Origin of the sequence: Piscinibacterium candidicorallinum (genome assembly GCF_047549485.1) — a bacterium.
Classification (GTDB): Bacteria; Pseudomonadota; Gammaproteobacteria; order Burkholderiales; family Burkholderiaceae_C; genus Piscinibacterium; species Piscinibacterium candidicorallinum.
On sequence record NZ_CP180191.1, the window covers coordinates 1,441,719 to 1,458,965 of the forward strand.

Consider the following 17,247-nt stretch of genomic DNA (forward strand, 5'->3'; position numbering starts at 1 on the left):
GCGGCTCCGTACACGCCCGGAAACTCAACGCTTGCTGGCACGCTGCGCCGCGGGATCGATGTCCACATAGGGCCAGAAGTGCCGCAGAAACGGGTGGCCCAGGTAGCCCTGCAGCGCGGGGTGCATCAGATCGGTGCTGTAGCGCGTGACGTGGAAGCGATAGGGCGCCCAGGCGATCATCATCAGCTGCAGGCGCTGCAGCATGGCCAGGCGCTCCGGCCCGTCGGGCAGGCGCTGCTGCGCTTCGTACAGGCGGTTGTATTCCGGCAGATCGAAGCGCGCGTCGTTGGCTTCACTGGCCGCCGGGCCGTAGGCGAGCGACAGGAAGAAATCACTGTCCGGGCCGCCAGCAGCCCAGGCGCTGCCCCACATCATGAGACTGCCGGCACGCGCTGCCTTCATGTTTTCCGGCCACTGCTGGATCTTGAAGCGCATGCGCACGCCCACAGCCTTCAGGCTCTTGAACCACGTGTCATTCAGGTTTCTGCTCAGCTGGTCGGGTTGACTGGCGAGTTCGATGGTCAGCGGCGAGCCGTCCGGCCGGTCGCGCCAGCCGTCGCCGTCCTTGTCCACGTAGCCGTACATGTCCAGCAGCGCCTTGGCCCGCGCCGGGCTGTACTCGCTCATCTCGCTGCGGAACCTGGCGTCGTAGCCATAGGTGCCATAGGCGATCGGCCCCTGCGCGGCGCGAGCCTGGTTGCCGCGCGTGAGGCGGATTTCCTCGTCGATGTTGTAGGCGAGCGAAATCGCGCGGCGCAGGGCCACCTTCTCCGGCGTGTAGCCGCCGACCACCGGGTCGTCCATGTTGAAGTAGGTCAGCACCACTTCGGGCTGCAGGCGCCGGTCCATGCGCAGGCCGCGCCGCTGAAGGTTCGGTGCGAGCTGGTTGTTCGGGATGGCAAGCGGCGCAAACTGCGGCGGCAGGCGATCCAGGAAGTCATGCTCGCCGTTCAGGAAGGACAGCCAGCGCGGCTGCTGCTCCTCGATGATCGAAATCTCCACGCGGTCCAGCATCGGCAGGCGGCGGCCGCGCATCTGTTGCGCAATCGCCTGTGCCGCGGCATCGTCTGGCGCAGGCAGCGCATCGAAGAAACGCTCTCGGTAGCCCGGGTTGCGGGACAGCACGATCTGCGAGCCGCGCCGCCAGCTCGTCAGTACGAAGGGGCCCGTCCCTACCGGCACGGACATGATGTTGTCGCCCTCGGCCTCCACCACTTCGCGTGCCACCGCGCCCATGGTCGAGCCGTCGGTGAACTGCAGGTGAAAGCGCGGATTCGGCTGGGCCAGGCGGATCTCCCAGGTGTAGCGGTCGATCACGCGGATGCCGTCTACCGGCTCGTCATACGGGAAGGGCTGCTTGCGATCGAGGCTGCGCTTGCGCAGTTCGCTTAAGCCCAGCACCTTCGCCGTCTCGAAGGTGGACAGCAGCGGGCTCTTCCAGCGAGGGTCATAGATACGCTTGAAGGCGTACACGTAGTCGGCCGCGACCAGCTCGCGCTTCTTGCCCTTGAACGCGGGGTGATCGGTGAAGAAGATGCCCGGCTTCAGGCGGAAGGTGAAGCGCGTGAAGTCCGCCGAGATCTCCGGCAGTTCCTTGAGGGTGTTCGGGACGATCTTTGCAGGCCGGGCCAGATAGTCGAAGGTCAGTGGGGCATCGAAGATGTGCCCCGCAATCATGCGCGAATACAGGTCCTGCAGCTGCACCGGATCAAAGCCGGTCTCCGCCACGGGGAAGGCGTAGCGCAGCACACGCGCCTCTGCACTCGCCGCTGCAGGTGCGGTGCCGGAGGGGGTTTGCGCGAGCGCCGTGGGCGACGCTGCACACAGAAAAATGGCCAGCGAGGCGCTGGCCATGAGCATGGATCGCATGAAGAACCCGTTCAGTTCTTGGGGAGCTTCGTCGTGTCGATATCGAGGTAGTGCCAGGGCGCACGCACGAAGGGGTTGCGGTGATAGCCGACGACCCACGGGTGGGTGAGGTCGGTCACGATGCGGTGGCTCGTGATCTTGTAGGGCATGTAGGTCACCATGATCTTCTGGGCGCGCTGCATCAGCTCGAAGCGCTCGGGGCCGTCAGGCAGATTGCGCTGGGCGGCATAGAGCTTGTTGAACTCCGGGTGGTCGAAGCGGGCGTGATTGGCCTGTCCGCGGTTGGGGCCGAAGCCCAGCGCAAGGAAGGTGTCGCCATCCGGACTGCCGGCACTCCAGCCGACGCCCCACATCATCAACTTGCCGGCGCGGCTCTGCTTGAGCTGCTCCGGCCACTTGGCGAGCTTGAACTCGATCTTGATGCCGATGCGCTTCATGTCCTTCTGCCACTGCTCCTGCAGCTGGCGGCTGGTCTGGTCCGGCTGGCTGGAGTACTCAAGCACCAGTGGCTTGCCATCTGGCAAGTCGCGCCAGCCGTCGCCGTTCTTGTCGACGTAGCCGTACATGTCGAGCAGGGCCTTGGCGCGAGCTACGTTGAACTCGCTCATCTCCGTGCGCAACTTGGGGTCGAAGCCGAAGGTCAGCGGTGCAATGGGCCCATTGGCGGGTACGGCTTGATTGCGGCGCACCAGCCGGATCTCCTCGGGCGAGTTGTAGGCCAGCGCAATCGCTCGGCGCAGCGCCACCTTCTCGGGGGTGTAGCCGCCGACGATGGGGTTCTCCATGCCAAAGTAGGACACCGTCACATCCACCAACGGCCCGCGTTCCATCTGCACGCCCTTGGCCTTGAGGAAGGGGGCAAGCTGGTTATTCGGAATGGCGATGTTGGCGAATTCGTTGGGAAGACGCTCCATCAGGTCCATTTCGGCATTCTGGAAGGCGAGCCAGCGCGGCTGGGCTTCTTCGATGATGGAGATGTGCACCTCGTCGAGCATGGGCAGCTTGCGGCCCTTCAGACGTGCGGCGCTGGCCTGTGCGGCGGGGTTGTCGGCAGGAGCGACTTCGGCATACACCTCGTCGCGGTAGTTCGGGTTGCGCTCGAGCACGATGCGCGAAGAGCGACGCCACTCCTTAAGCCGCCACGGGCCTGTGCCCACGGGGTGCTCCATGATCTTGTCGCCGTAGGCTTCCACCACTTCACGCGCCACCGCGCCGAACACGGAGCTGTCAGTCATCAGGTAGTGGAAGCGGGGGTTGGCGCTGCCCAGGTTGAACTGCACTGTGTAGCGGTCCAGGGCGCGCACGCCGCGCACTTCGCGGTCGTAGTCGAAGGGCGTCTTGTTCTTGATGGACTCCTGGCGCAGCTCCGAGAGGTCGAGCAGCTTGTCGGCCTCAAGCAGATACAGCTGGGCACTCTTCCAGCGCGGGTCGTAGTGGCGCTTGATGGCGAAGACGAAGTCTTGCGCCGTGAGCTCGCGCTTCTGGCCCTTGAAGGCCGGGTCATCGGCGAAGTAGATGCCCGGGCGGACCTTGAAGGTGAAGGTCTTGAAGTCGGGCGAGATCTCGGGCATTGCCGCGGCGGCGCGGGGCACGATGCGAACCGGGCGCTCCAGGTAGCTGTAGGTCAGCAACGAGTCGAAGATGCCTTCCGTGACCGTGCGCGAGTACAGATCGGAGATCTGCGCCGGGTCGAAGCCGGTCTCGGCGATCGGAAATGCATAACGGAAGATCTTCTTGGGGCCGTTGCCTGCCGCAGCTTGTGCCTGGACAGGAGCGGACACCGCCGCGAAGGATGCAGCAACCAGGATGGCGGCTGTTGCACGGGCGACAAATGCACGGAGCATGGACGAAGTTCCACTGAACGGAGGCGCGCACAGTAACGCCGGCGGAGGCGCCAGCGCATCGCGGTAACTACGGACAAACCCGATCAACACCGCATGACGCAAAGCTCGCAAGCATAGCGTTCGCTCTGGTGTAATCGCGCCTTCGCCAAATTTTCAGGGGGCTCGACGCGCCGTGTTTGCATACATTGTCCGGCGACTGTGGCAGATGATCCCGACACTATTGGGTGTCATCCTGCTGGTCTTCTTCTTGTTCAAGCAGTTCGGCGGTGATCCTGCCGAAATCCTTGGCGGTCTCAACGCCACCCCTGAGCAGATCGAATCGATCCGCGACCAACTCGGCCTGAACCAGCCCGTCTGGTACCAGCTCTGGCTGTTCGTGAAGAGCGTTTTCACCTTTGACTGGGGAAACAGCTGGGCGACGGGTCAATCCGTGTCCAAGCTCATGATCGAGCGCGTACCCGCCACGCTCACGGTCATGGTGCCGCTGCTCATCCTTGAAGTGGTGCTGGCGATCCCGATTGCCATGTGGGTGGCGTATCGCCGCGGCTCGCTGGCCGACCGTACGGTAATGATCATCACCACCGTGGCGCTGTCGATCTCGCTGCTGGTGTATGTGATCGTCTTCCAGTGGCTCTTCGCCTTTCAGCTGGGCTGGTTCCCGGTGCAGGGCTGGACTGGCAGCTTCTGGACCAACCTGCTGGTCTACACGCCGCTGCCCGTGCTGGTGGCCGTGCTGGTTGCGCTGGCGCCACAGACTCGTCTGTACCGCAGCTTCTTCCTGGACGAGATCGGCCAGGACTACGTGCGCACCGCGCGCGCCAAGGGGCTGAGCGAGCGCGTGATCCTGTTCAAGCACGTGTTCCGCAATGCCACCATCCCCATCCTCACGAACATCGGCGTGCTTTTGCCGGGCATCTTCGTGGGTTCCTTCCTGCTTGAAGTGTTCTTCTCGATCCCGGGTCTGGGCCGCGAGATCGTCGTGGCGGTGAACCGCTCCGACTATCCCGTCATCCAGGCGGTCACGGTCTACCTGGCCGCGCTCACCATGATCATCAACCTGCTGGTTGATATCGCCTACAAGCTCGTCGACCCGCGGGTGGTCCTCAAATGAACGCAGCAACAAGCAATCTGCCGGGCGTGGACCCGCGCACCTCGGCGGTCAGCACGCGCTCCGAAGGCGTGTGGTCCGCCGCATGGAAACGCTTCAAGACCAACCGCGTGGGCATGGTGTGCCTGGCCATCGTGCTGGCCTTTTTCGTGCTCATCGCGCTGTCCTTCACCAAGCTGATCGCCAAGGACTGGACGCGCGAAGTCGGCGTGCCCTACGCCAACCCCACGCTGCTGGGCAAGGCTGAGCAGGTCGACAAGATGGTGATCGAGCAGATCGACACCCCGAAGTCTGATCTCTCCGAGGTCGATCCGCTGGCCCCGCGCTACAAGGAATGGGACGAGCGGGCCAGCAAGATCAACGTGGCCGAAACCACGCGTGCAGACACCCTGCCGCTGGGCGGCGACCGCGTGGGCCGCGATGTGCTGACCAAGGCCATCAAGGGCGCAGAGACCTCGATCTTCGTCGGCGTGTTTGCGGCGCTGTTGGCCACGGCCATCGGCACCATCCTGGGCGCCATCTCCGGCTTCTTCGGCGGCAAGGTGGGCGACTTCCTGGAGTGGCTCTACAACGTCTTCACCTCGATTCCGAACATCCTGCTCATCCTGTCATTCGCAGCGGTGCTTGGCCGCGGCATCGATACCGTGATCATCATCCTGGGCCTGACCGGCTGGCCGGGCATCTACCGCCTGATCCGGGCCGAGTACATGAAGCACGGCTCGCGCGAGTACGTCCGTGCGGCCGAGTCCATCGGCGTGTCGGCGCCGGCGCGCATGTTCCGCCACATCCTGCCCAACGTCTCGCACGTGGTGCTGGTGCAGATGAGCATTCTGGTGGTGGCCTTCATCAAGGCCGAGGTGATCCTGTCCTACCTAGGTCTGGGTGTGCCCATCACGGCTGTGTCGTGGGGCACCATGCTGGCCGAAGCCCAGGTGGAGCTGATCCTGGGCAAATGGTGGCAGCTGGCCGCCGCCACGGTGTTCATGGCCACCTTCGTCACGGCCTTTGCGCTGCTGACCGACGCCCTGCGCGATGCGCTGGACCCCAAACTGCGCGGACTGGAGTAAGCCACCATGCTGCTGTCTGTAAGAGATCTGCGCGTGTCCTTCCGCATGGAAAAGGGCCAGCGCATTGAAGCCGTCCGCGGCGTGAGCTTTGACGTGCCAGAGAACAGCACGGTTGCCCTCGTGGGTGAATCCGGCTCGGGCAAGAGCGTCTCGGCCATGTCGATTCTGAACCTGCTGCCGGACAACGCCGAGCGCTCGGGCTCCATCCAGTTCATGGGCCGCGAGATGCTGGCCGCGCCGCTGTCGGTGCTGCAGGGCATTCGCGGCAAGGACATCGCCTGCGTGTTCCAGGAGCCGATGACCTCGCTGAACCCGGTCTACACCGTGGGCAACCAGATCAGCGAAGTGCTGATCCGCCACATGGGCATGAGCCCGCGCCAAGCCATCAAGCGGGCCGAGGAGCTGTTGGTCGAAGTGGGCATGCCCGAGCCCAAGCGCCGCCTGAACGCCTACCCGCACGAGATGTCCGGCGGCCAGCAGCAGCGCGTCATGATCGCCATGGCCCTGGCCTGCGAGCCCAAGCTGCTGATCGCCGACGAGCCGACCACGGCCCTGGACGTGACCATCCAGCGCCAGATCCTCGAGCTGATGGCCAAGCTCAAGGACAAGCACAAGATGAGCATGCTGTTCATCAGCCATGATCTCGGTGTGGTGGGCGAGATTGCCGACCATGTGGTGGTCATGCGCCATGGCCAGGTGCGCGAGAGCAGCCCGGTGGCCGGCATCTTTGCCAACCCGCAGGACAACTACACCAAGGCCCTGCTGGCCTGCCGCCCGGCCATGGACCGCGTGCCCGGCCGCCTGACCGTGATTGATGACTTCATCGCCGGCCGCGTGAACGACAAGCCGGCCGCCGCCAAGAACCCGGACGCCCCCGTGGTGCTGGAAGTGCGCGGTCTGAAGAAGAGTTTCTGGATCAAGGAAGGTCTCTTCGGCAAGCGTGAGTTCAAGGCCGTCAAGGACGCCAACTTCAAGCTGCGCAAGGGTCACACCATTGGCGTGGTGGGCGAGTCCGGCTCCGGCAAGACCACCATGGGCCTGACCTTGCTGCGTCTGCATGAGCCCACGAGCGGCGAAGTCATCTTCGACGGCAAGAATCTGCTCAAGATGACCGGTCCTGAGCGCGACAAGATGCGCCGCCGCATCCAGATCGTGTTCCAGAACCCCTACGCCTCGCTGAACCCGCGCTTCACCGTCGGGCAGACGCTCATGGAGCCGATGCAGGTGCACAACCTGCTGGCGAATGACACCGAGCGCCAGAAGAAGGCGCTGTCCGTGCTGTCCAAGGTCGGCCTGGACGCCAGCGCCTTCGGCAAGTATCCACACGAATTCTCAGGTGGCCAGCGCCAGCGCATCGCGATTGCGCGCTGCCTGGTGCTCGAACCCGAGGTGCTGGTGCTCGATGAAGCCGTGTCTGCGCTGGACGTCTCCGTGCAGGCCCAGGTACTCAATCTGCTCAAGGACCTCCAGGACGAACTGGGCCTCTCCTACGTCTTCATCAGCCACGACCTGGCCGTGGTGCGCTTTATCAGCGACGAAGTGCTCGTGATGAAGGACGGCGAAGTGGTCGAACAGGCCGACGCCGCCACCATCCTCGAGCGCCCGCAGCAGGACTACACCAAGCGCCTGCTGGGCGCGATCCCGCGGGGGTATCAGGCGCAGGCGGCCTGATTCTGGGTGCAGTTCGAAGGTGAACAGGGCAGCGCGAGCTGCCCTGTTTCATTTTCGGACGCACAGTGCGAGGTCCAGACCAGGATGGGTTTCCGCTTGATTCATGCGCTTTCCGGGCCGATTCGAAGTGTTTTTTGGTCGTAAATACAATGAATATCGGCCAAATTTCAGTGAATGCGGTCTCTCTGGGCCCTAAAAGCGCTGACTCAGGCGTACTGCGCCGCTCACCCGCCGCGGCAACCCCGGCTCGAAGAACCGCCCATTCGCCTCGTTCACGATGACTGAGCCCGCATACCGCCGGTCCGTCAGGTTATCGACGCGCAGCAGGGTGTCGATCCGCCAGTTGCCCAGCGCCTTGCTCCAGCCTGCCCGCGCATTCAGCAGGTTCACGGCGGCCGCGGCGTCGGTATTCGCGTCATTCACAAACAGTTTGCTGGTGTGCTGGGCTTCCAGCGCGGCGCTCCAGCCGGTGGCAAGGCCGGTGCCGCGCCACGTCAGTTCGGCAAAGGCCGTGAGTTCGGGTGTGCCGGGCAGGCGGTTGCCGGCCGGAATCTGCACGACGGTGGCACCGCTGCCGCTCACGAACGGCGCGCTGTAGCGGGCGCGCAGGGGGCTGGCGCTCAGTTGCAGCTGCCATTCACCCGCCACGAAGCGGCCCAGCGGCGCGAGCACGGCCAGTTCCAGACCTTCGCGCGTGGTCTGGGCGGCGTTGCGGAAGGTGGAGCGGCCGCCGCTGTTGGTCTCGACCACGATCTCGTCGCGTGTTTCGATGCGAAAGGCGGCCATGTCCACCCGCAGGCCGCCCGCGCCGCGCCACTTGGCACCCAGCTCGGCGTGGCGGCTGGTCGAGGCGCGCAGGGCGGTATTGAAGCCGGTGCCGCCGGTGCGGTAGGCCAGCTCCGTGAGCGTGGGGGTTTCGAAGCCGCGGCCGGCATTGGCGTACAGGTTGAGCGTGGGTGCGGCGCGCCAAGCCAGACCCAGCACGGGCAGGGTGGCGGCGTAGCTCAGGCTGCCGGAGTCGTCGGGGTTGCCGGGGGCAATGAAGAGGTCCTGCGTGTTGAAGCTCACGCGGTTGCTCCGCACGCCAAGGGTGGCGTCGACCGTCCGCGTCAGGCCGAGGGTGCCCTGGGCGAAGGCGGCGGTGCTTTGCACGCGGTTGATTTCGTTGCGCTTGAGCAGCCCGCGTTGCCCGGTGTCATTGATGTAGCCCTGCCGGTCTTCGTCCACGTACTCGTTCTCGATACCCGCCACGCCACGCACCGGCGCACCCCAGGGTGTCGTGCCCTCGTGCGCCAGCTGCACAGAAAAGCCGCCGTAGTTGCGAGAGAAGTCCACGATGCCGCCCGCCGACGTCGGCGCCTGCTGCGCGGCCAGCGGGATGGACAGCGTGTTGTCCAGGCTGCGCAGGCCGAAGTGGGCGCGCAGGTTCAGGCTCGTTGAGTCCGTGAAGCTGTGAGTGAGGGTGGCGCCGCCTTGCTGCTGGCGCACGGTCTTGCCGGTCTTCTGCTGCGCACCGATGGCGGCGGCTTGCCGCGGGTTGGCATCGAATGCGGCGCGCGTCAGGCCCAGCGGGTCCTGATTGTCCGGCTGGTCCAGCGCGTTGAGCACAAAGCCTACGCGGCTGCCGCCCTCGGTTTGGTGATCCCACTTGAGGTTGAGCTGATCGCGCTGGGCCGCGCTGCGCGGCCGCCAGCCGTCCGTGTTGAAGCGGGAGACATCCAGCAGAAAGGCGTTGCGCTCATTGCGGGTGCTGGCACTGAAGCCTGCCTTCCACAGCCCATCCTGCCCCAGCGTGAGGTTGCCGCCCGCCCAGTGGCCTTCCGGCGGCGTGGCGGAGAACACCTGGATCACACCGCCGGCCGCATTGCCATACAGCTGCGCCATGGGCCCGCGCAGCACTTCGATGCGCCCGGCGCTGCTCAGCACCACATTCGACACCTGTCCCTGGCCGTCCGGCATGCTGGCCGGAATGCCGTCCACCATCAGCCGGACGCCGCGGATGCCGAAGGTGGCGCGGCTACCAAAGCCGCGGATGGAGATCTGCAGATCCTGCGCATAGTTCTGGCGGTTCAGGGCCACCACGCCGGGCGCGCGGTTCAGCGCCTCGCTCAGATTGATGCCCGGCCCGGCTTCGCGCAGGGTGCGCTCATCGATCAGGCTGATGGCCGAGGGCGAGGCAAACGCAGGTTCGGGCAGGCGGCTGGCGCTGACCACCACAGGTTCAACGCTGCGCGGCTCTGCAGAGGTCGTGTCGGTCTGTGCGAGTGCGGGCAGCACGGCCGCGCAGCCGGTTGCGGCGAGCGCCCGTGCGAGACGGTGCAATGGAGACGGGGGAGTGGACGAAACACGCATGGCCGCATTCTGGCTGCGCCCTGCGTGTGCGGGGGGCGTGCAGCCCGGTGGATTACCCGAGGCTGGTGCGCTGACCTGTAAGGCCGTGTTGCGACGAACTCGTCGCGCGCGAGCCCGGGCTCACAGGTTGAAGACATCCATGATCAGGCCGGTCGCGAGCAAGGCGATCCCCAGGTAGCCAACCCCGTTGAGCAGCTTCAAGGCTCTTTCCGAAACGCGGCCCCGACCGACATGGTCCAGCCATACCTGCGGCGCGGCAAGAAGAATCCCGATGCCCTTAAGTGCGCTGTAGGTCACTTCCTCGCCTCCGCGCACTGCCGCAACCAAGTAGACGATGCCGAGCGCGGCAAAGAGCCACGGCCAGATACTTGCGCCGAACGCTTTGGTCCCTTGAGTTTGGTCTGTCATTCGCTTGCTCCCTAGCCACTCACTTGCGGCGTGACTTGCAGCACCTCGGCAATTGAGGTCAGCCCCGCGGCCACCTTGGTCACCCCGGCCAGGCGCAGCGGGGTCATGCCGTCTTCCACGGCCTGCTGGCGCAGGGCTGTGAGGTCTGGCGATTCGGTGACACGGGTTTTCATCGCCTCGCTCATGCTGATGAGTTCGAACAGGCCGCTGCGGCCCTTGTAGCCGGTGTTGCGGCACTCCAGGCAGCCCACAGGCTTGTAGGGCTGAAAGCCGCCCTTGACCTTCCAGGGCTTGATCATGTCGTTCACGCCCTCGGCATCCAGCCGTTCGTCGGGCTGTTTGCAGTGCGGGCACAGGCTGCGCACCAGGCGCTGCGCGAGCACGCCCAGCACGGTGGCGTTGATCAGGTAGCTTGGCACACCGAGTTCCATCAGGCGGTAGATCGCGCTGGGGGCATCGTTCGTGTGCAGGGTGCTGAAGACCAGATGGCCGGTCAGGGCGGCCTGCACTGCCATTTCGGCGGTTTCCAGGTCGCGGATTTCGCCGACCATGATGATGTCCGGGTCCTGGCGCATCAGGCTGCGCAGGCCGGAGGCAAAGGTGACGTCCAGCCCCGGCTGCACCTGCATCTGGTTGAAGGCCGGCTCGATCATCTCGATGGGGTCTTCGATGGTGCAGACGTTCACTTCATCCGTGGCGAGGCGCCGCAGCGTGGAATACAGCGTGGTGGTCTTGCCGCTGCCGGTGGGGCCAGTCACGAGAATGATCCCGTGCGGATTGCGCGTGAGTGTGGTCCAGCGCTCGGCATCGCGCGGTGAAAAACCCAGCTCATCCAGCCCCTGGACGGCGACCTCGGGGTCAAAGATGCGCATCACGAGCTTTTCGCCAAACGCGGTGGGCAGGGTGGACAGGCGCATTTCCACCTCATCCCCGCCCGGATTCTTGGTCTTGATGCGGCCGTCCTGCGGGCGGCGCTTTTCCACCACATCCATGCGGCCCAGCAGCTTGATGCGGCTGGTCATGGCGTTCATCACGCCCATGGGCAGCTGGTAGACCGTGTGCAGCACGCCGTCAATGCGGAAGCGGATGATGCCCAGCTCGCGCCGCGGCTCCAGGTGGATGTCGCTGGCGCGCTGATCGAAGGCGTACTGCCACAGCCAGTCCACCACCTGCACGATGCCCTGGTCGTTGGCGTCGAGCTGGCGGTTGTTGCGGCCCAACTCCACCAGCTGCTCGAAGCTGCTGGTCGCGTTGGCCACGCCGGCGCGCTGCGCGGCCTTCACGCTCTTGGCCAGGGCGTAGAACTCGGTCGTGTACTTGAGGATGTCCGCCGGGCTGGACACCACCAGGCTCACGCGCTTGCTGGTGTGCCGTTCGATCTCCGGAATCCAGAAGGTATCGAAGGGCTCGCAGGTGGCGATGGTCACCTCGCTGGTGCCGATGCTGATCGGTAAGGCGAGGTTGCGCTCGGCGTAGGTGATGCTCATCACATCGGCTACGCGGCCTACGTCCACCTTGAGCGGGTCGATCTTCAGATACGGCAGCTTCGCACGCTTGGCCAGCCAGCCGGCAAAGAAGTCCATGTCCATCAGCCGGCCGTCACCTCGATGGTGCACGCCCACGCTGGCCAGCCGCACCAGCGGATGCTGGCTGCTGGTCGTGGCAGCGCAGCGCTGGAAGATGCGCTGGGCTTCTTCCTTGGTGATGAGATGGTCCTCGCGCATCCAGCTGAGCAGGTCGCGCCAGTTGAGTTTGCCGCGGGGTTCGGGCAGCGTCTGGGCGCGCCCCGGTTCAGTGCTCTGCGTCATGCGGAGAGTATGCCGCCTGTGTTCGTGACTTGGGGGCGGCGCGCTCGCTTCAGCGGCGATCCGTAGCTGGGACGATCATGGGGCCACCGACTGCGGCACCTGCAGGTGCAGCGGTTTGATTAGCTGCGGCAGCGTTTGCCGCGGCGTTGGCGGCATTAATGCCCATCACGCCGTTCAGGATCGCGGCGGCTCGGGCTGCGTCCTGGGCTTGGGTAGCCGCAGTGCCGGGCGTAGCGCCCTCTGCGGCACTCGCTGTCTGCTCGGTCGGTTCGATGCGTCGCGCGCCGTTGAAGCGCTTGTTCCAGTAGGGGATATTCATGCTTTCCACACGCACCTCGCCACCGCTGGAGGGCGCGTGCAGAAACTTGCCGTCGCCCACATAGATGCCGACATGAGAGTAGGCGCGGCGCAGGGTGTTGAAGAAGACGAGATCGCCCGGGCGCAGTTCCTTGCGGTCCACCTTTTCGCCCAGCTGGCTGATCTCGGCCGAGCGGCGCGGCAGCACGAGGCCGAAGGTCTGCTGGAACACCAGGCGCACCAGGCCCGAGCAGTCCAGGCCGCTGTCGGCGTCATTGCCGCCCATGCGGTAGCGCACGCCGAGCAGGCCCATGGCGTTCATGACGAGATCGCTGGCCAAGCCGGCTGCACCGGTCGCCACATCCTTGGCACCCGTTTCCAGCTTGTGGATGAAGTGATCCAGTGCGGAGTCGGACGCGGGTGAGGCGGGCTTGCTCGCGCTGGCGCTTGCGGGGGCGCTGGTTTGCGCCTGTGCGGGAGGCACGGCGCTGCCCAGCAAGCTGCTGCCCAACAGCAGGGCGGCAGCGAGCGGCTTGAGCGCGGGCTTCGGCAAACAGGGGATGGGGCGCAATCCGGGCCTCCGGCGAACGTAACCCGTTGATTTTACGGACTTCGCGAAAGCATGAACAAGGCGCCGTTGCCATGCGTGTACAGCGCAGCGCGAGCAGCCGAAATCGCGAACTCGCAGGGCACCCCGTTTCGGTGGAGAATCCCGGCGGCAGGATCGATGCGCCGCAGTCGGGCTCTCAGTCGGGCTGTGAATCGCGCGCGAATACCAATAAGAACACTCGTCGGGGACAGGAACACCTATGGCCGATCGACCCAGGTTGCTGGTCGCGGACGCGTCGCGCATGGTGCGCGCAGCGATTGCCAAACCCTTGTCGGAAGCGTTCACCGTGCGGGAGGTGAGTGACGGCGAGGCCGCGTGGTCTGCGCTGCTCACGGACCCGACGATCGCCGCTGTCGTGACTGGTCTGGCGATGGAAAAGATCGACGGCTTCGAGCTGATCCAGCGCGTGCGGGCCTCGCGCGTGCCGCGCGTGCGCAGCCTACCGGTGCTGGTGCTGGCCAGCGCAGACGCCAAGGAGCAGATGGCGCGCGCCACTGAACTCGGCGCCAGCGGCTTTGTGGCCAAGAACGCGAAGGCGGCCGAGACGATCGCCCAGCTCACCGGGCTGGTGCGTGGCGCTGGTGCGCTTGATGCCGGCGAGGCGCCGGAACTGCCCAAGCCCAGTGCGCCGGCGGCCAGCCAGCTGGTGAGCATGGACGTGCTGCGCGAGCACACCCGCCGCATGGCGAGCTTTGCCTTCCGCAGTGAGACGCCTCTGGCCGTCGTGGCGCTGCGCCTGAGCGGTGCCGGTCCCCTGCTGGAGGCGGCGCTGGCCGCAAATCTGGCCTCGCTGCTGCGTGTGGAAGACGTGGCGGGCAAAATTGACGACGACACCTACGCCCTGACCATGATGGGCGCTGATCTGGCCGTGATCCCGAGTGTGGTGGAGCGCGTACAGGCCATGCTGGCAGAGGTGGCGCTGGATCGGCGTCAGGCGCCGCCGATGCTGCTGGCCGGCTGGGTACAGGCCAGCGAACCCGTCGATGACGACACCCTGATCGAGTCGGCTGTGTCCCGTCTGGGGCCCTTCGACATGGGTGCGCATCTCGAGCTGCGCGGCAGCCGGGCCGTGCACCCAGACGAGGAACCGATGCTGTCTGCACCGGCGCGCCACGAGGCAGCCGAGATTTCTCTGGACGACGCGGTGGCCCTGCTTGAGCGCGGCGACATTGCCGAGCTGGAGGTCTATCGCTCCAGCATCGCGCAACGCATTGCGCCGCTGTTGAGCTGGTTGTCCGAAGGCTGATCGCGCTGCAACCCGGGCTTGATCTGGGGAAAGCACCGAGCGGATTGCTGCACTGCGGGTAAGAGCCGAGTAAGCCTGCGCAGTCCACAATCCGAGGCAGACTCCAGAACAAACGGAGCGCTCTTCACGAGGAGACAGCCCCCATGCCGCGTAGTGTTGCCGCCGTCCACGCCGAATCCCTGCACAACCGCGATGCCTTCTGGGCCGAACAGGCCCGCCGCATCGAGTGGAAGAAGCCGTTCAAGCAGGTGCTGGACTACAGCAATCCGCCCTTCGCCAAGTGGTACGTGGGCGGCACCACCAACCTGTGCCACAACGCGGTAGACCGCTGGGCCGCCACGCAGCCCGATGCCCGCGCACTGATCTGGGTCTCTACCGAAGTCGATCAAACACTCGAGTACGACTACCGCACCCTGCTGGCCGAGGTGAACCGCTGCGCCGCCATGCTCAAGGGGCTGGGCGTGGGCAAGGGCGACCGGGTGCTGATCTACATGCCGATGATCCCGCAGGCGGCCTTCATGATGCTCGCGTGCACGCGCATCGGCGCCATCCATTCCGTGGTGTTCGGCGGTTTTGCCAGCGTGAGCCTGGCGAGCCGGATTGATGACGCGCAGCCCAAGTTGATTGTCAGTGCCGACGGCGGTGCCCGCGCCGGCAAGGTGGTGCCCTACAAGGGCCTGCTGGATGAAGCCATCAGCCTGTCCACCCACAAGCCCGCCAAGGTCATCATGGTCAACCGCGGCCTGGCCGAGATGCCCATGACACCGGGGCGTGACGAGGATTACGGCGCACTCTGCGTGAAGTACGACGGCGCCACCGTGCCCTGCGAATGGGTGGAGAGCAGCCACCCCAGCTATACGCTCTATACCAGCGGCACCACTGGCAAGCCCAAGGGTGTGCAGCGCGACACCGGCGGCTACGCCGTGGCCCTAGCCGCGAGCATGGAGACCATCTTCTGCGGCAAGCCCGGTGAAACCTACTTCTCCACCAGCGACATCGGCTGGGTGGTGGGGCACAGCTACATCATCTACGGACCCTTGCTGGCCGGCATGGCCACGCTGATGTACGAGGGCACGCCGATCCGACCGGACGCCGGCATCCTCTGGAAGCTGGTGGAGCAGTACAAGGTGGTGAGCATGTTCAGTGCGCCGACGGCGGTGCGCGTGCTCAAGAAGCAGGACCCGGCGTTTCTCAAGAAGTACGACCTCTCCAGCCTGCGCTACCTCTTCCTGGCTGGCGAACCACTGGACGAACCCACGGCTCAGTGGATTGCCGAGGGCCTGGGCGTACCCGTGATCGACAACTACTGGCAGACCGAGAGCGGCTGGCCGATCCTCACGGCGCAGATGGGCATCGAGAAGACGCGCACCAAGTTCGGCAGCCCCAGCTTTCCGAGCTATGGCTACGACGTGCGCGTGGTGCACGAGGCCACGGGCGAGGAGCTGCCACGCGGCGAGAAGGGCGTGGTGGCCATCATGCCGCCGCTGCCGCCGGGCTGCATGAGCACGGTGTGGGGCGACGACGCCCGCTTCGTGAAGACCTATTTCTCGAGCATCCCCGGCAAGCTGATGTACAGCACCTTCGACTGGGGCATCTGCGACGAAGACGGCTACTACTTTATCCTGGGCCGTACCGATGACGTGATCAACGTCGCCGGCCATCGTCTGGGCACGCGCGAGATCGAGGAATCGATCAATTCGCACAGCAATGTGGCCGAATGCGCCGTGGTGGGTGTGGCCGACCAGCTCAAGGGCCAGGTGGCAGTGGCCTTTGCAGTGGTGAAAGACGCCTCACGGATTGCCTCACCGGAGCTGCGCAAGGCACACGAGGCCGAGGTGATGAAGCTCGTGGACGCGCAGCTCGGTGCCGTCGCGCGGCCGGCACGCGTGCATTTCGTCACGCTGCTGCCCAAGACCCGCTCGGGCAAGGTGCTGCGCCGCGCCATCCAGGCCCTCTGCGAAGGCCGCGACCCCGGCGACCTCACCACCATCGAGGACCAGAGCGCGCTGCAGCAGGTACGCGATTGTCTCGCAACTTAGATATTTGGCCGAAAATAATCTTTATTTGATCGATCTTCAAGCGGTTTCCGCATGTCAGTTCAGGGTTCCGGCAGAATTTACTTGCTACGTTGAGCTGGCCGAAATTGTCAATTTAGAAGCTGATGCCATACCAGCCCAGACCGATGCCCCAGGTCGTCCGGCGGCTGCCCTGGGTGCGCGCCGCAGTGAGATCGATGCCGAAGACCTCCGGCTTGACCCATACCCGGCCGCCCACGACGTGCGTGGCGCTGCCAAACACAGCACTGCGACTGTTGTGCAGGGTCTCGGCAAAGAGCAGTCCGCGGTCGTTGGGCGCGTAGACCACCGCGACGTTGCCCAGCGCGGCGGTCTTGCCACTGGCGCGGTCATAACCCGGCCCCAGATTCAGGTGTGCAGCCACCCCTTCGCCGGGTGCCCAGCTCAGCAGCACCAGCGCTGAAGCGTCGGCCTGTCTCAGGCCACTGCCACGCGGCTTGATGAAGGCGGCGGCCAGCTTGAGCCCGGCCTGCACCTCGCCAGCAGGGGTCTTCCAGTTCAGCGCCGAGGGCACCCACTTCATGGCGGCACCGGCGCCAGCCGTGATATCGGTGCGCGGGCTCGGCCGGCTGTACTCCAACCCGAATTCGACGCCCTCGGCCATGCCGCACGCCGGTGCGAGCACCGTGTCCTTGGCGTCAGGCTGCCGGTCCTGCCAGAACTCGACCTGGCAGGTGCCGTGTTGTGCGGTGCCCGCGTCATCCGTGGCGAGCGGCCGTCCCGCCTGGGCCGCCCAAGGCAGCATAAGCAGAGAGGCGCTCAGCAGCAGCGGTGCAGAGCGCGAATGGAAGCGGGGAAACAGGGGCATGGGCGGACTCGCAGCGCGGACCCGCAGGCCAGCCCCACGGGATCACGCAGCGCAGTGTCGGCGCCGCGCCCTGGCCGGCATGGG

12 protein-coding genes are annotated in these 17,247 nt (G+C 65.5%); 5 read left to right on the plus strand and 7 right to left on the minus strand.

The window, feature by feature from the left end; translation table 11 throughout:
- Positions 1 to 24: 24 nt before the first annotated feature.
- Both ACMDW7_RS06480 and ACMDW7_RS06485 read right to left on the minus strand, forming a co-directional pair.
- Positions 25 to 1,869 (minus strand): ABC transporter substrate-binding protein, encoded by a 1,845-nt coding sequence (locus tag ACMDW7_RS06480; protein WP_377302222.1) that lies wholly within the window; start codon positions 1,867 to 1,869, stop codon positions 25 to 27.
- An 11-nt stretch (positions 1,870 to 1,880) separates the two neighbouring features.
- The gene (locus ACMDW7_RS06485) at positions 1,881 to 3,713 is read right to left on the minus strand and encodes an ABC transporter substrate-binding protein (protein WP_377302220.1); all 1,833 of its coding nucleotides are present in this window, start codon (positions 3,711 to 3,713) and stop codon (positions 1,881 to 1,883) included.
- Positions 3,714 to 3,885: 172 nt separating this feature from the next.
- Between ACMDW7_RS06485 and ACMDW7_RS06490 the strand changes: the two genes are divergently transcribed.
- Genes ACMDW7_RS06490 through ACMDW7_RS06500 form a run of 3 tightly spaced genes read left to right on the plus strand, consistent with a single transcriptional unit; the run spans position 3,886 to position 7,559 of the window.
- Complete coding sequence (locus tag ACMDW7_RS06490) at positions 3,886 to 4,824, plus strand: ABC transporter permease (protein WP_377302218.1); 939 nt, start codon at positions 3,886 to 3,888, stop codon at positions 4,822 to 4,824.
- Positions 4,821 to 5,888 (plus strand): ABC transporter permease, encoded by a 1,068-nt coding sequence (locus ACMDW7_RS06495; RefSeq protein ID WP_377302216.1) that lies wholly within the window; start codon positions 4,821 to 4,823, stop codon positions 5,886 to 5,888. The genes ACMDW7_RS06490 and ACMDW7_RS06495 overlap by 4 nt, the downstream gene beginning before the upstream one ends.
- A gap of 6 nt (positions 5,889 to 5,894) precedes the next feature.
- Positions 5,895 to 7,559: an ABC transporter ATP-binding protein gene (locus ACMDW7_RS06500; protein WP_377302214.1), complete on the plus strand. Its 1,665-nt coding sequence runs from the start codon at positions 5,895 to 5,897 to the stop codon at positions 7,557 to 7,559.
- Between the two features lie 192 nt (positions 7,560 to 7,751).
- Here ACMDW7_RS06500 and ACMDW7_RS06505 read toward each other — a convergent pair whose 3' ends face one another.
- The 4 genes from ACMDW7_RS06505 to ACMDW7_RS06520 form a co-directional block, all read right to left on the minus strand.
- Positions 7,752 to 9,881 (minus strand): TonB-dependent receptor family protein, encoded by a 2,130-nt coding sequence (locus tag ACMDW7_RS06505; protein ID WP_377302212.1) that lies wholly within the window; start codon positions 9,879 to 9,881, stop codon positions 7,752 to 7,754.
- Between the two features lie 150 nt (positions 9,882 to 10,031).
- On the minus strand, positions 10,032 to 10,319 hold the full coding sequence (locus ACMDW7_RS06510) for a hypothetical protein (protein WP_377302210.1): 288 nt from the start codon (positions 10,317 to 10,319) through the stop codon (positions 10,032 to 10,034).
- A gap of 11 nt (positions 10,320 to 10,330) precedes the next feature.
- Positions 10,331 to 12,127: a GspE/PulE family protein gene (locus tag ACMDW7_RS06515; protein ID WP_377302208.1), complete on the minus strand. Its 1,797-nt coding sequence runs from the start codon at positions 12,125 to 12,127 to the stop codon at positions 10,331 to 10,333.
- Positions 12,128 to 12,176: 49 nt separating this feature from the next.
- Positions 12,177 to 12,977 carry a C40 family peptidase gene (locus ACMDW7_RS06520; protein WP_377302206.1) on the minus strand — a complete coding sequence of 267 codons (801 nt, stop codon included), beginning with the start codon at positions 12,975 to 12,977 and terminating at the stop codon, positions 12,177 to 12,179.
- Between the two features lie 256 nt (positions 12,978 to 13,233).
- Here ACMDW7_RS06520 and ACMDW7_RS06525 point away from each other — a divergent pair, with 256 nt between their 5' ends.
- Both ACMDW7_RS06525 and ACMDW7_RS06530 read left to right on the plus strand, forming a co-directional pair.
- Entirely contained in the window at positions 13,234 to 14,280 is a 1,047-nt protein-coding gene (locus tag ACMDW7_RS06525; protein ID WP_377302204.1) for a response regulator, read from the plus strand.
- Positions 14,281 to 14,369: 89 nt separating this feature from the next.
- Positions 14,370 to 16,319 (plus strand): propionate--CoA ligase, encoded by a 1,950-nt coding sequence (locus ACMDW7_RS06530; protein WP_377302584.1) that lies wholly within the window; start codon positions 14,370 to 14,372, stop codon positions 16,317 to 16,319.
- A gap of 112 nt (positions 16,320 to 16,431) precedes the next feature.
- Here ACMDW7_RS06530 and ACMDW7_RS06535 read toward each other — a convergent pair whose 3' ends face one another.
- On the minus strand, positions 16,432 to 17,163 hold the full coding sequence (locus tag ACMDW7_RS06535; protein WP_377302202.1) for a hypothetical protein: 732 nt from the start codon (positions 17,161 to 17,163) through the stop codon (positions 16,432 to 16,434).
- Positions 17,164 to 17,247: the final 84 nt, after the last annotated feature.

Excerpts from the sequence above, each read along its gene's own strand:
- ACMDW7_RS06480 (WP_377302222.1), bottom strand. The coding sequence starts at position 1,869 with ATGCGATCCATGCTCATGGCCAGCGCCTCGCTGGCCATTTTTCTGTGT.
- ACMDW7_RS06485 (WP_377302220.1), bottom strand. The coding sequence starts at position 3,713 with ATGCTCCGTGCATTTGTCGCCCGTGCAACAGCCGCCATCCTGGTTGCT.
- ACMDW7_RS06495 (WP_377302216.1), top strand. The coding sequence starts at position 4,821 with ATGAACGCAGCAACAAGCAATCTGCCGGGCGTGGACCCGCGCACCTCG.
- ACMDW7_RS06500 (WP_377302214.1), top strand. The coding sequence starts at position 5,895 with ATGCTGCTGTCTGTAAGAGATCTGCGCGTGTCCTTCCGCATGGAAAAG.
- ACMDW7_RS06510 (WP_377302210.1), bottom strand. The coding sequence starts at position 10,319 with ATGACAGACCAAACTCAAGGGACCAAAGCGTTCGGCGCAAGTATCTGG.
- ACMDW7_RS06515 (WP_377302208.1), bottom strand. The coding sequence starts at position 12,127 with ATGACGCAGAGCACTGAACCGGGGCGCGCCCAGACGCTGCCCGAACCC.
- ACMDW7_RS06525 (WP_377302204.1), top strand. The coding sequence starts at position 13,234 with ATGGCCGATCGACCCAGGTTGCTGGTCGCGGACGCGTCGCGCATGGTG.
- ACMDW7_RS06535 (WP_377302202.1), bottom strand. The coding sequence starts at position 17,163 with ATGCCCCTGTTTCCCCGCTTCCATTCGCGCTCTGCACCGCTGCTGCTG.